At 28.8% G+C, this 14,324-nt stretch carries 18 protein-coding genes; all 18 read right to left on the reverse strand.

Translation table 11 applies throughout. The features are described 5' to 3' along the window. Positions 1–209: 209 nt before the first annotated feature. Positions 210–410, reverse strand: coding sequence for an Imm27 family immunity protein (locus HNQ00_RS15905; RefSeq protein ID WP_173839491.1), 201 nt, complete (start codon positions 408–410; stop codon positions 210–212). A 462-nt stretch (positions 411–872) separates the two neighbouring features. Continuing rightward, positions 873–1,532, reverse strand: coding sequence for a hypothetical protein (locus HNQ00_RS15910; RefSeq protein WP_173839492.1), 660 nt, complete (start codon positions 1,530–1,532; stop codon positions 873–875). A gap of 136 nt (positions 1,533–1,668) precedes the next feature. Beyond that, positions 1,669–2,682, reverse strand: coding sequence for a PD-(D/E)XK nuclease family protein (locus tag HNQ00_RS15915; RefSeq protein ID WP_173839493.1), 1,014 nt, complete (start codon positions 2,680–2,682; stop codon positions 1,669–1,671). 11 nt (positions 2,683–2,693) lie between these two features. Then, positions 2,694–3,470, reverse strand: a complete 777-nt coding sequence (locus tag HNQ00_RS15920) for a hypothetical protein (protein ID WP_173839494.1) — start codon at positions 3,468–3,470, stop codon at positions 2,694–2,696. A gap of 161 nt (positions 3,471–3,631) precedes the next feature. After that, complete coding sequence (locus tag HNQ00_RS15925; RefSeq protein ID WP_173839495.1) at positions 3,632–4,726, reverse strand: hypothetical protein; 1,095 nt, start codon at positions 4,724–4,726, stop codon at positions 3,632–3,634. A gap of 157 nt (positions 4,727–4,883) precedes the next feature. Then, on the reverse strand, positions 4,884–5,876 hold the full coding sequence (locus HNQ00_RS15930; protein ID WP_173839496.1) for a C40 family peptidase: 993 nt from the start codon (positions 5,874–5,876) through the stop codon (positions 4,884–4,886). Positions 5,877–6,044: 168 nt separating this feature from the next. Continuing rightward, a complete protein-coding gene (locus HNQ00_RS15935; protein WP_173839497.1) occupies positions 6,045–6,530 on the reverse strand; it encodes a hypothetical protein in 486 nt (161 codons plus the stop codon). 102 nt (positions 6,531–6,632) lie between these two features. Further along, positions 6,633–7,154: a hypothetical protein gene (locus HNQ00_RS15940; protein WP_173839498.1), complete on the reverse strand. Its 522-nt coding sequence runs from the start codon at positions 7,152–7,154 to the stop codon at positions 6,633–6,635. A gap of 37 nt (positions 7,155–7,191) precedes the next feature. Next, positions 7,192–7,335, reverse strand: coding sequence for a hypothetical protein (locus HNQ00_RS16300; protein WP_217425287.1), 144 nt, complete (start codon positions 7,333–7,335; stop codon positions 7,192–7,194). Next, positions 7,332–8,228, reverse strand: coding sequence for a hypothetical protein (locus HNQ00_RS15945; RefSeq protein WP_173839499.1), 897 nt, complete (start codon positions 8,226–8,228; stop codon positions 7,332–7,334). The genes HNQ00_RS16300 and HNQ00_RS15945 overlap by 4 nt, the downstream gene beginning before the upstream one ends. 171 nt (positions 8,229–8,399) lie before the next feature. After that, positions 8,400–9,503: a hypothetical protein gene (locus HNQ00_RS15950; protein ID WP_173839500.1), complete on the reverse strand. Its 1,104-nt coding sequence runs from the start codon at positions 9,501–9,503 to the stop codon at positions 8,400–8,402. Positions 9,504–9,696: 193 nt separating this feature from the next. Next, positions 9,697–10,485, reverse strand: a complete 789-nt coding sequence (locus tag HNQ00_RS15955; RefSeq protein ID WP_173839501.1) for a hypothetical protein — start codon at positions 10,483–10,485, stop codon at positions 9,697–9,699. Positions 10,486–10,718: 233 nt separating this feature from the next. Continuing rightward, on the reverse strand, positions 10,719–11,300 hold the full coding sequence (locus HNQ00_RS15960; protein WP_173839502.1) for a hypothetical protein: 582 nt from the start codon (positions 11,298–11,300) through the stop codon (positions 10,719–10,721). A 178-nt stretch (positions 11,301–11,478) separates the two neighbouring features. Continuing rightward, positions 11,479–12,294, reverse strand: coding sequence for a hypothetical protein (locus tag HNQ00_RS15965; protein WP_173839503.1), 816 nt, complete (start codon positions 12,292–12,294; stop codon positions 11,479–11,481). Between the two features lie 154 nt (positions 12,295–12,448). Beyond that, positions 12,449–12,943, reverse strand: coding sequence for a DUF6896 domain-containing protein (locus tag HNQ00_RS15970; RefSeq protein ID WP_371739368.1), 495 nt, complete (start codon positions 12,941–12,943; stop codon positions 12,449–12,451). 15 nt (positions 12,944–12,958) lie between these two features. Continuing rightward, positions 12,959–13,252: a hypothetical protein gene (locus HNQ00_RS15975; protein ID WP_173839505.1), complete on the reverse strand. Its 294-nt coding sequence runs from the start codon at positions 13,250–13,252 to the stop codon at positions 12,959–12,961. Between the two features lie 159 nt (positions 13,253–13,411). Continuing rightward, positions 13,412–13,567, reverse strand: a complete 156-nt coding sequence (locus HNQ00_RS15980) for a hypothetical protein (RefSeq protein WP_173839506.1) — start codon at positions 13,565–13,567, stop codon at positions 13,412–13,414. A 4-nt stretch (positions 13,568–13,571) separates the two neighbouring features. After that, a complete protein-coding gene (locus HNQ00_RS15985) occupies positions 13,572–14,018 on the reverse strand; it encodes a DUF6934 family protein (RefSeq protein WP_173839507.1) in 447 nt (148 codons plus the stop codon). Positions 14,019–14,324: the final 306 nt, after the last annotated feature.

The raw sequence follows: 14,324 nt of genomic DNA on the forward strand, positions 1-14,324 counted from the left end.
ATTTACTTATTGATTATAGATAAGCTCAGCAATATCGACCACTTAGGAGTTATCTCTACTAACGTGTCGCGGCTTGCAGAAGTGGCGAACTTCGTGACCGAATATTTTCGGCTAAGATAAAATTTCTTGCGAAAGATAAACGTGAATTTACTACATATTTCGCCATTTATGCAAACCGCTGTTAGTGTCTGTGTCTTTAACTTCAGTTTCTATTCCCAAGGAAATTTATCAAGTAATCTCAATTGTGGCAATCCTCCACCTTGATATTCTGAATTCAGATATTCTTCTATCCATTTTTCGGAATTTTCATCGATGTAATAAGTTAGCCAACCTGTTTCGTCAGTTGCAACTTTTGTTAGTTTTTTTTTCTTTTCAGTTATCTTTTCAGCAATTAAAATACGTCCTTCCATTTTCTATTTATGTTAAATAATTTTCCAAATAACATTTATAAAATTGATTTAGTAAAAGTATTAAAAGATTGTTCATCACAAAGAAGTTTTAGCCTTTCAATTACTGTTTTTTTGTATTTTTCGGATGCTAAATGTTCTGTAATTAGATGAATATCTTGCTTAAAATTATTTATTTCGTACCAATCTAAATTCCCTTTGAAAAGTTCCAATTCTTTATGATTACCACTTCTTGCAAGATGGTCTTCTTCTCCTGCATATTTATCGTAAATTTTAAGTTTTTCTAAAGTAATTATATCTGTGAATTTTCTTCGTGATTTTCGTTTTCCGGGGACATAGCCACTAACGTGTCGCGGCTTGCAGAAGTGGCGAACTTCGTGACCGATTATTTTCGGCTAAGATAAAATTTCTTGCGAAAGATAAACGTGAATTTACCACATATTTCGCCATTTTTGCAAACCGCTGTTAGGTGATGTAATTTTTTGGAGCAAGTATTAAGTTTTTTATCAAGACATTTGTTTCATATATTTCAGCATATTCTTTAATTGAACCAATCTCAAATTTAAGTGGTTCATCTAAATCAGTGTAAGCAATTATTCTATGTTCTTTTTGGTAAGCATAATTATGGGGTTTGTCAAAAAGAGTTAGCTGATGATCATTTTTATTATAGTTATGATATTTTACTATATTATGTGAATAGTCAATATTTCTATTTTTTAGTTCACTAAAAATAGCATTTAGAAATTTTGATACATCTTTGATTATAATACAATGAGAACCAAAAGTCTGCATTCGAGAGTCAATTTTATGAACTGGTTTTCTATATAGTAATTTGTCTGACAAAGCATAACTACAAAAAATATTTCCTATATGATTTTTGTAACTTTCTGAAAGTTGCAATTTTGAAGTTTTCAACGTTATAGGATTATCAGGTAAATATAAAGTTAATTCTCCGTTATGGAAGTTTTTTATATCTACGGTGCCTTCGTATTTATCTCCTATTTCTTTTCTATCAGATTGCTTAAAGCTTTTGATAGTATTCATATAAATTTCTCCTTTTTCAAAGAGTTTTATTATATTGGCTTCATCACCAAATTTTATTAAATATTTTATCGTTGTCGTCATATATTATATCACCTAACGTTTCTCGGCTTCACGAGGTTGCGGACTTCGTACCCGCGGTTTTTCCATTACTACTATATTTCTTGCGAAAGATGAACATAATTTTTAGCACTTTACCCGCAATCTCGTGAAACCGATGTTAGCTGTAGTTCTTTATAATTTTAGTGTCAATTTTGTTATAAAATTTTAATATATATTCATACATTTTATTAATATCAAGTTCAGTTGTTTCTTTTATTTTCTTATTGTTAAAAAATTTAATTTTAAAAATGTAAGATGTTTTTTCGTTTATATTATTGATATTTTTAAATTCTGTAAATTCATTATCAATGTTTTGTTTAGAAAAGTCAATTAAGTTTTTTAAAAATTCCTTATTTTTTGTATGTGCATAAAATTTCAATTCTCCGTTTTGAATTTGTATTAATAATTCAATTTTATTTGTATTCCAATTTGAAGGAACAATATTTAGTAAAGGAATGCTTTTATTGCCGGAGGCAATATAAACATTTACTTCTAAATTGTTTTCTTTAAAGTATTTAGTAAGTTGAATTTCAAGATTTGAATAAAATAACTTAATCCAAAATTTATTTTCATTGTCTTTTTGATTTGAAAATATTGTATTTGCGGACTTTAATATTAATTGATATTTTTCAATATATTCTTTTAAAAAGATATAGTATTGATTTACAAAAAATATTTTTTCTTTATTTTTAATTAAGTTTTTATAATTTTTAAGATAATCTACAAAATCTTTGTAATCTAAAATTTTCCAATCAGTTTTAGTTTTGAATAAATTTTTGTCAAAATATAATAAAAACTTCAAATATTCGTGATTTGGATAATTAAATTTTAAAGATTTGTTATATTCAATTAATTGATTATCATTCGGAAATGATTTAAATTTATTTTCAATTATAATAATTCTCTTATCATCTTTAATTTCAATATCAAAACGACATCTGTTGTTTTTTGTTTTTGATTTATTTGGATTTTTGTATGATTTTTCTAAACTGACTTCTGATTTTTCATTGTATTTAATTTTTAGAAATTTTGAAAAAAACTCTTGGTCTTCTTCAATTAAGAATTTTATGAAAGATGAATGTATTAATTCTTTATTGTCTTTTTCAAGAATTTTGAAAATATTGAAATCCATATTATTAAAAATTAATATAATTTCGTTTGATTTACATTCCAATTATTTATGTTATAAAGTGAACCGCTTTCCGATAAAGTAAGTTTGTTTTGAACTTCATTATCTTTATCATCATAACGGTCAATGTCTGCTAATTGTTCAGCTTTATTTTTTAATTCATCAAGGGTTTTATTATATAGTTTTTTATCAACTGCATTAACTCTATTTGTATCAAAATAACCTCTTGTTAAATACTTTTTTTGAATAGTATTTAGAACTGCAATGTTTGCATCTGCACTTTTTATTAATGCCTTATATTTAATTAGCAATGCTTTTTTTTCAGCTGATAATTCTTTAGGACACGTTTTTGTTAGCCATCCATTTCCATTAGCTTCATTACCCATGTTGTTATAATCTTGTAGGTCTCTCATTGGGAATATCATTACAACATATTTTTCTTTAGTTTTTACATTATAAATAGATAAGTTTTGTTCCCAATCTCTACTTCCATATTCCACATCTTCCTTTATTTCAAATTTTTCTGTTGCAGGAATTGAAGAAAAAGTAATATATTTTGATGTTTCATAATCAAATGAGCCATTTTCATTAACGAGAAACATTCCAAGCATTCTTTTCTTTAAAATAGGTGTTTTAAATAAATCTCCACTCATACCATCATCATTGTGTGAAGCTTTCTTTTCTAAATTTTGCACACTTGATTTTACAAATGTAAATGAATAGCTTTCTTGGGAATAAATTGAAAAATTCGTCCCAATTGATAATAATAAAATAAATAATAATTTCTTCATTTTTAGTGTTTTAAGTTTGATTTTCAGTAGAATTACAGCTAACGTGTCGCGGCTTGCAGAAGTGGCAAACTTCGTGACCGATTATTTTCTGCTAAGATAAAATTTCTTGCGAAAGATAAACTTGATTTTACCACATATTTCGCAATCTCGCAAAACCGCTGTTAGCTGTAGGTTTTTAGCCTTAATTTTTCACCAAATCTTTTTGCACTAATCCAAGGAATTTCTGTTATTGATCCTGTAATATTAGTAGCCATAAAATCATTAAATTCAATATAATCTTTCAGTTTGATTTCAGACACAAATAAAGGAAAGGAATTTGACTTACTTCCCAATTTATAATTGGTATATAAGGCTAAAACTCCAAATTTGTGTAGTATTTCTTGTTGAGACAAAGATTCCTTGTTTTTAACTTCATCATTTTTTAAATATGCACACAAATATACACGAGCTGTATTCTTATCATAAAATTCAAAAATTGAATCGTGAATTAAAGTCATAAGACAAAGTAAAATTTCTTCAATATTATCTGTAATAACATTTGTATATTTTGAATCAATATTAAATTCCTCTAATATTTTTTTGAAGTTAGTTTCAAAGTCATTAATTAAAGAATCAGTATTAAATACAGAATGCAAATATATAGCTCCTCTTATTACTTTTTGCAAAGAATCAATAGTCATTTCTATTTTATTAATTAATTCTTGGCCTTGAAAAATAGCTTTTTGAATTTCCTTGTCTTCATCTGAATTAGGTAATTCTTGAAGAAGAGAAATCATTTTTTTTGTTTTTTGAGTATTTAAAGAGTAGAAATTTCCATTTTTTGTATAACTATTTTTTAGATTTTTTTCGGCTTGTAATTTCGTGAATCCTGTATGTTTGATTAAATGACTTTCTGGTAAATCATCAAGTCCATCAAAGTATATAATATCAAATAGTTTGATCTCTATTTTTTCAATATTAACTCCTCCAAGCATAAAATCACTCAATTCTTCTTCAGTTTTTATTACAGGTCTTTTCTTTAAAAGTTGTTCTTCTACTAATTTAAATTTGGCATATCTTGAGTTAACTTTTTTATGGAAAATACCTCTATTTCTTTTAGGATGTGCAATGAAGTGAGCTAACTCTTTTATAAGTCCATCATACTTTAAATATTCTCTTGAAACTATTAATAATGTTCGAATTGTTTCTTCATCAAATACTTTCTTCTCAATTTTAATCAAAGATTCAGTTAGTGCTTGTTTTATTTTTATGGACATATTTTGGTTTTTTTAAACTTACAGCTAACGTGTCGCGGCTTGCAGAAGTGGCGAACTTCGTAACCGATTATTTTCGGCTAAGATAAAATTTCTTGCGAAAGATAAACGTGAATTCACCACATATTTCGCCATTTTTGCAAACCGCTGTTAGGCGTAGTTATTTTACGCACTTTAATATTGTTTCAAATACTAAATATCTTTCGTTGCTTAATTCTAGTTGTCTTTTATAACAATCTCTATGGGAGGCAAAATATGATAGTTTTGTTTTTTCGTATAAATCTTCATATTTTTTAATAGCCATTTGAAAATTATAAGCTCTCACTTCTTCGCTTACAATTTCTTCAGAGGAGATTTTTAAACATTGTTCAGCTCCACAATATTTTAAAAATAGGTCGGGACTATACATCAAAATATTTTTGGACTTTTCTATATCGCCTAATTGAAAATAATCTGTCTTTTTTATTAAGTTATCTATTTCTTCATTTCTTTCAGGATTTTGAAGTAAAAAATTTTCTACATCATCAAAAGTCTGAATGTCTAACTTTATTAAATTTCTAACGCTCTCTAAAAAAGTATATGTTGAATCTGATTGTAATTCAATGGAATGGTTTTTCTCTAAAGCTAATTTAATCTCATTCTTATTTCCTTTCTTTAATACATTTGGAATTTTATTCAGTACTAGACTATTTTCAATATCGCTTGGAGAGCAATAATCTGCGTTTAAAACTATTTTAAATCCACTTTCTTCAAAGATCTGTGCTACAAATCGAGTGCAAAATTGTCTGGTATTCTCATTTGCTTTTTCCAAAATTTCAAGATATGATTTCATAAGTTCGTGTCTTGAAGCATAAGACATTCCAATTTTAGCACTGGCTTTAGCAAATCCTGTTTCTAAAAAATATGTTTCCTTGGGGTCATTAAACCTCATTACAATTACATCATCTAAATTTTCAAAAATAAGTCTTTGCGGATTTACAGATTGAACTCCAAAGGCATTGGATTCAAGACAACTTTTATTTCCTTTATAAATTAGTGCGTGTGAATAATTACTTTTTGCAAATTCTCTTATTTTTAAACACGTTCTATCATTACTTCTTGTTAAAATTATATCTCCATATTTTAGGTCATCTAAACTTATAATATATTCCATTCTCCCTTCGGTTTTATAATTACGCCTAACGTTTCGCGGCTTGCAGAAGTGGCGAACTTCGTAACCGTAATCTTTCGGCTAAGATAAAATTTCTTGCGGAAGATAAACGTGAATTTACCACATATTTCGCCATTTTTGCAAACCGCTGTTAGCGGTTGTTTTTTTTTCTTAAAATGGCTCTTTATCGATTATTAATTTTGCATTACCACCATATGACTTAACTAAAAAAAGTAAAGCTTTTGGGATTCTTTTGATAAGAGTTATATCTTTTTTATTTATTTCTAACCCTAAATTTTTTGGTGTATCTTGCTCTATTTCTCCAACTATATTGTCTATGCTTTTACTAATACAGTTTTTGCCACAATATAAATTAAATGTATAACTATCCGGATTTATAGAAACCGTAATTTCTGTAATGTATTTTATTGGTAATCCGAAAATAGTCGTAAAATTCATACGTTCATTTCCTCCAAGATGTGATTTTTTGAATATATTACCGTTTTTAATAAAAAAATAATTTTCTTCACTTGAACCGACAATACTGCTATGCTGATTAAGTTTTGTTGTTAACCAATTTGATGTTTCTTCTTTGGTTTGACCAAAAGAAATCGAACTAATTGCAAACAGCAAAATACAATAGATATTTTTTAACATATTTTTTGAATTAAGATTAATTTTCTGATTATTTTTTGATTTTTTCTATATTTGATTCGACAAAAAATCTTTGTCTAATTCTTCGCTATTTTTTATTTTAAGTTATTTATTAGTATTTTTTAATTCTTTTTCAAAGTAAGTTATACCAATATCATTTTCACCATTATAACTTTCGCCACGTTTTTCAAATCCATTGTCTTTTAAAAATTTTTGGCTACTAGGAATCGCGGTAGTTGAAAAAATTATTCCCTGTTTAAATTGCATTTCTTTTAGTAAATTTTGTTTCAATTCTCTGCTAATCCCATTTTTCCGAAACTTAATTTCTGTAAAAGAATAACCAATCTCAAAATTTAAATCATTATAATTTCTATCAAGTTTTGCTTTGCTAATGATATCTTCTAAATAACTTTGAGTAGGTTTTTTTATTGAAGAAATTCCAATTAAATTATTTTCAAAATAGCAAAAAGCTAAAAACGCACAATTTTTAATCCTTGGTAACAATCCAATTAATAAAACTTTTCCGCTTTTAATAACTTTTTTATGGAATTCCGCCAATTCTTCTTCTGAACATTCTTCAGGCTTTTTTATTTCAATTTTGAAATTATGGAAAATTGTTGATTTCATAAGATGTTTTTTTGTCCGATGTTGAGTAAAATAACCGCTAACGTTTTGCCGCTTTGCGAAGGCGGGGATTTTTAGCACTAAACTTCATTAGATGCACAAAGCCTGAATTTAGCACTTCACTGTCAGAGAAGCACGAAACCCCCGCTTTTGCAAAACGGCTGTTAGTGGCTGCTGTTTTCATTCGTTCAGTTTTATTGTTATGCTTTCAATTTTTCGTCTAAAATTCTTGATTTCTGTAGATAAATCATCAGTATTAAGTTCATAACTATCAATTGAAATTGTCTTATGATATTCGTTTTCTTCAAATTCTAGAATTAACTGGTCTTCATTTTTATTTCCTGTAGTATAAAATCCTCTCCACTTTTTTGTCAAAAACTCTATTGGAATTTCATTTAGAAGTTCCTTTGTTATTTGAAATTTCGTTTCAGGAAGTAATTCACCTTGAAAGACATATCCAGTTTTCGTATGTCTGTCAGAATGCCAAGTCCCTCTTTTGTCTTCAAATAACTGATTACTTGTCAATTTATAAATACTATAGGGATAGTAGTTGTCACTTGAGAATATTCCAAAAATTAGATAATTTGATTTTATTCTATCTTTTCCCGAGTGAATGCCAAATATTAAAGCGTTTTGATTTTTATTGTTATCTGCATTTTCTTTGTCGTAATGTGAAAAGATTTTTACGTTATCAATTCTAATTATATCAATTTGATTGTTTTTAATAAGATTATGTATTTGTCTAATAATGTTGTTTTCTGTTATTGTGTAAATACCACCTGTCCAACCGTGATTACCTAAAGTCATACTCCAAGCATTATCTGTTTCGTTTTTCTCTTGTGAATAATCAAAATAAGCTCCAGGGTCGCTTGGTGACGGATAATAACTGTCGAAAAAAGAAAAAGCAATGTTGTTTTTTTTTAATATTAGCAATAGTTCAACTATATTTTCAAATGTCGTTTCTTTTTTTATTTCAATAACTTTAGAATTTTGTCTATTTACTATTGTAAAGTCTTTTAACTGTTCAATCTCAGTCTCAAATGTCTTTGCTGTTTTTAAGAAGTCAAATAGTCCCATTTATGTTTTATGTGTCGTTTGTTACAGTTGCCACTAACGTGTCGCGGCTTGCAGAAGTGGCGAACTTCGTGACCGATTATTTTCGGCTAAGATAAAATTTCTTGCGAAAGATAAACGTGAATTTACTACATATTTCGCCATTTTTGCAAACCGCTGTTGTGGGTAGTGTTTTTATTTATCGTTGTTTTCTTCTTTTAAAGTATACTTTTCAAGTAAAAATTGTTTTTCTGCAGGTTCTAACTTTTTAAATCTTTCCCTAACAACTGCAGTTTCTTTTCTTAACTCTATTCCTAAATTTTCTTCCTCATCTTCTTCATCTTCAGGAGCAGTTAATAAGCGTAATTCATTTCCTTTTATTATATGGTCTGTAATTACTGAACTTACTTCTTCTAATTTTACTTCAATAGATGTTTTGTCAATATTTTTGTCAGCTTTTAATCTTTCTTTATGCTGTTCAAGAGCTTTTTGATATACTGAATCTTTAATGTTTTCTAACATCAATTTTTCTCTTTCTTTTTCTTGTTTTATTAATTTAACATTACCCATATAAGACAAAATAATTTCTTTTGCTGTTTTTGATTTGTACAAAAGATAAGCACTATAAACTTTTAACCCTGTTTTTAATAATTCAGTCAAGTCAAGTGCAATATCAAAGTCAATATTAAAAATCACATCAATTGAACCATTTTGAATTTCAACTAACGAAATTTCGTCGGGTGATTCGGAAGTTAATAGTGTGTGGTAAACTAACAACATTCTGTTCCATCTATTAAGAACTTTCGAAAACTCCTTTAAGCTACCAGTTGATTTTAAGTCTTTGAAAATTAATGAAACAACAGCTTGTTCGTTTTCAGATTCATATTCTTTTTCAATATTCACATACTTTTGAAATATCTTTAATACTCCATCAAGTTCCGTTTTATTCTTATCTATATTTTGAATTAGTTGAGTTAATATTTGACTGAATTTTGAAAAATAATTATTACCGTCGATTTCTGTATTACTATCTAAATCTTCTAATTTAGTTAATGTATCAAGCTCTGTAAAGGGTTTACTATCTCTTAATACTAGATTTAGCTCTGCTTCAAGTCCATAATTTTCACACTCAATTAATTTGTTTTTAATTTTTTGTGATAATTCTTTCATAAATACAAGGTTTTGATTTTGTCCTTGTTGAATTGATTGCAAGTAATCATTCACATCTCGTTTAAATCCAGACTTAATTATTAAAGATTCAAAAAGTTCAATTTTAGATATTAGACTCTCTATATTCATGTATTGTTTTTATTTGTAGTTTATTGAATTCTCCCATTTTTGGTTAACATTACCCACAACGTGTCGCGGCTTGCAGAAGTGGCGAACTTCGTGACCGATTATTTTCGGCTAAGATAAAATATCTTGCGAAAGATAAACGTGAATTTACCACATATTTCGCCATTTATGCAAACCGCTGTTGGTGGCAGTTATTTTATTTTCTATGTAATTCGGCATAATAATTTTCAGTAAAATATTGTTCCCAATTATAATTATTATTTTGATTGATTTGCTCAAAATGTCCTTGTCTTGTTTGGCTAAATATTTTCAAAGGGATTTTGTCTAATTTTCCTTCACAAATAATGTTTTTTGTCGTTGGGTCCATGATTATTAAAATATCTTCATTTTGCAACATATGCAATCCTTTATAGTCTGATTGTTCCACCAATAAATCTTCAGAAAGAATTTCGTGTTGAATAATTCCATCGTTCCATTTTACGGTAACCCTTGACGTGGCACCTTGAGGTATTCCATAGGGTCTCGAGGGAATTGTGGTTGGTGTATCACCAAAATGCAAAAGACTACCATCTTTCAAAATTACATTTGGTAGGTTTCGATCAATTTTCCAATTTCCTTGTCCATAAGTTTCATTAAGTCTTTCAACTGAATACTTTATTTTAAAGCTATATTTTTCAGAAAGTCGTTTGTCTGCATTTAAGTCTCCATTTTGTTCGCCACAATATAGAGAAGAAATTTCAAAATCTTTGTCTTTCCAAATTGGGTCAGGAAATTCTAACCAATTATTCTCTATGAAAAATTCTGCATTTGATGCCAAACCTTGTCGGTTAGTATTACTTTTGTCCCATACTTTGCAGTTATTATTTATTCCAAATGTTGCTGAATTTAAAGTTATATATTCGCTGTCTTGGAATGATAAATACCCACCTTCCATTCCTTGTTCTGAATAAAAAAGTAATTTTCCTTTAAGTATTTTTTCTGTCATTTGTTGTGTTAGATTCTTGATTATGAGGTATAATTGCCACCAACGTGTCGCGGCTTGCAGAAGTGGCGAACTTCGTGACCGTAATCTTTCGGCTAAGATAAAATTTATTGCGAAAGATAAACGTGAATTTACCACATATTTCGCCATTTTTGCAAACCGCTGTTATGCGGTCGGCTTTCTTTTCTTATCATTGTTTCGTTAGTTTTTTATGTTTATTTATTTCTACTTTTTTTCTACGGTAAAAACCAAAATCTCCAACCGCTCCAATGTTTTCGGTAATTCTCTTCAAATGTCAAAAGTTCTTCAGAAGTAGGTAATTTGTTTTCTTTTACAAATGTGTCAAATTCTGTCATATTTTTAAATTCATTAATTTCTTTGGTTTTCAAATCATAAATAAAATATGAGTTTTGAAAGTCATAAAACCAACTATCAAGGTTTCCGATTAACATATTGTCCACAACAATAAATTTGGTCATTTCGATATCTATGTTGTCTGACGTTTGAATTCCTTTAATATAACCATATTCGGTCCAATTTGTATTGTCAATGACTATTTCGTGTCCAATTGGTATTTTTGGTCCGTCCCCAAGTCCGTGGTCACCATAATAAGTGAACATATAAAAGAAAAGTCCAACCGAAATAATAAGTCCGCTTATAAACCAAAGTTTTAATTTCTTTTGTGAAACTCTGTCAAACCAACTGTCAGGCTTGTAGCGACCAATTATTTTAATAGTCAAAAGCGTAAAGGTCGCATAAATACAACCTAAAATTGAAATTTTAACTAGTTCAAATATGAAGTGAAATAATGCTTCCATTTCTGTTTGTCGTTTGTTTGTTTACGTTTGTCCTAAGCTGCCGCATAACGTGTCGCGGCTTGCAGAAGTGGCGAACTTCGTGACCGATTATTTTCGGCTAAGATAAAATTTCTTGCGAAAGATAAACGTGAATTTACCACATATTTCGCCATTTTTGCAAACCGCTGTTATAGCCAGTTTATTTTACCGAAATGATATTAGATTCAGGAAGTTGTAAATTTAATTTTTTTCTAAGAAATTCTGTTAATATATCTATTCTCGTACCTATAACTTTTGTTCTATCTTTAATTGGCCAATCTGTCATTATTGCAGTTAATTTCGGTCTTTTATTTTGAGTAAATATATCCATAGGATCAGTAAACCATAATCCACAACCGCTGATTCCATGTAAATCTGGACCTACAGCAAATTTATTAATTTTTAAATTATATGATTTTTTCCTTTCATAAGATGTTACAATATTAGAATTTATGTTTCTATTGTATTTCATATATTCACATTCCTTGGCTGGAGTTGAAAATTGAAAAAATGGATAACTATGGAAAGAGTTTTTGCTTTGTGAAATCTTTGAAAGTGTGGTAGGATATCCAAGAAAAGTATAATATGGTTGATTTTCAAATTTATGATTAATTGCTAAATCATCGTCTTTTAAGAATTTATAAGTAGTTAATAATTCTTCTACACTTTCTTTATCTAATTCCAAAAATCCGATGTCAACAGAATCCTTTTCCCTGCTTATAAAAAACTCATTAATATATGTTATTCCTCCTGGTTTAAATAAGTTTTTTCCTTTTTCTAATGGAATAACTAGGTTTTCAAAATTATCAAGAACATGTGAAGCAGAAACAAGAAAAAAATGATTTTTGACTTGTATGAACACACCTGAACCATAAACTTTATATTCTGGATTAATCGTTAAAAGCATACAAGTATAACTTTTAATTATTGTTAAATTGCTATATTGCAGTTCGGTGTATTTTTTCAGGATTTCCATTTTTCTGTAAATTGGCTATAACGTGTCGCGGCTTGCAGAAGTGGCGAACTTCGTAACCGAGATTTTTCGGCTAAGATAAATGTTCTTGCGAAAGATAAACGTGAATTTACCACATATTTCGCCATTTTTGCAAACCGCTGTTGTGCGTTCGTTTTTATTTTTTCAGTCCTATAAAATTCCAAAAATTAAATTTAGGGTTTTCAGTTTGTTTGTTTTGCTCTTTGTACAATTTTTCCAAGTCCAAATGGGATTTGATTTCTACTTTTGGTCTTTCAGCAACCACAATTCCATAATGGTTGCCAATATTAGAACTTATTTTTTCAAACTTACCAAGTGTTAGCATTCTTTCATTTATCCTTTTTCCGTCAGCATATTCTTCAAAAATATCAACTGGCAGAGGTTTGTATTTCGGTGTAGATTTTACGAATTTTGAGAAAAAGTAAGGGTCTAAATCTCCAAATTCTTGTCCAAATACAAGAGGGACTTCTATAATTTGTCCTGTTGTCTTGTTTTCAAAACCGCAATGAAATCCGTGAAGGAAATATCTCCAATTTTCAAGTTTTCCAATTTGCCTACTGTCTCGTTTAAGTTCGTTAAACGTATCCATTGGAAAGTCCTTATTTAATTTCAAGTCAAGTTTGTCTACCAACTTATATAGTAATTCTTAGCCTAATTGTCTGTAATCCTTCGCACATTGCTCAAAAAAGTCTTGATTGTCATCAATTTCTTTGTCGGTTATAAGCTTACATATGTTTATTTCTGGTTCAATTGTATGTATTCCAACTTGAAAGCCAACAAGTTCAGTTTTTAGATTTTGTCCTACTGCTTGTCTTTTATTTTCAACTCCCTTTTCAAAAATGAGTTTTAATGTGTGCTCACGTGGTATTGTTCGAATTGCTTCGAGTGTCGGAATTTGACTAATGGAGTTTATTGATATTATTTCATTCGTTCTATTCAATGGTGTCGGTTTTTTAAAATGACGCACAACGTGTCGCGGCTTGCAGAAGTGGCGAACTTCGTAACCGATTATTTTCGGCTAAGATAAAATTTATTGCGAAAGATAAACGTGAATTTACCACATATTTCGCCATTTTTGCAAACCGCTGTTGGCAGAAGGTTATTTTACCGTTTCTACTGGAAGTTTAACTCTTTCAAGCATTTTATTTGCCAATTCAAGTTTCTCTGGAAACATTATTTTTCCTTTAAATTCTTCCAGTTTTTTATTAATTTTCACTACTGGTATTTTCGCTTTGTTTAAATCTTCTACTTTCATAATTTTATTTTTTTCGTGTTATTAAAAAGCCTAAATAATCTTCTCCAACAACAAATGTTTCAAATGTTTCGTCAATTTTTAGTCCATAGACATAAAAATCAGTTTTCAATTCTTCCAGATTATTGGTGATTCCCATTCTGTATAATCTTGTTCTTGCTTCACTACTGCCTGTCGCAAAAATATGAGCTTCAGGATATTTACCTGTAAAAGCGTAAACAGTAGAAACTACAGTTGCTAAAACTTTTGTAGCATCTCCATTATTAGTTATTATACCATCATTTATTTCACGTGTTTTTAAATCTAAATCGCCAAAGGCTAAATTATAATATCCTACAATATTCATTTCTGTATATTGTACCAATTTGAATATTTTGCCTTTTGGTCCATTGCTTTCAAATTCAAAAAAGTTTAATTCTGCTTCAGCTGAATATTCGTATCTCGGATATTTCATTATTTAATAATTGTTTCAATACAAAAATAATGAAATTTTTACGTTAAAGTTCTATTGTGCAGTTTTTTTAACTTTCTGCCAACGTCTCGCGGCTTGCAGAAGTGGCGAACTTCGTGACCGATTATTTTCGGCTAAGATAAAATATCTTGCGAAAGATAAACGTGAATTTAACACATATTTCGCCATTTTTGCAAACCGCTGTTACTGGCTGGTATTTTAGCCCCTTATAAGTTCAGAGTGATATTCTAAATTTCAAATAGTACATTTGAGATATGAAATACAAGAAATGGAGTTTAGAAGAGAAGT

Origin of the sequence: Flavobacterium aeripolare, assembly GCF_013294025.1 — a bacterium.
Taxonomy (GTDB): Bacteria; Bacteroidota; Bacteroidia; order Flavobacteriales; family Flavobacteriaceae; genus Flavobacterium.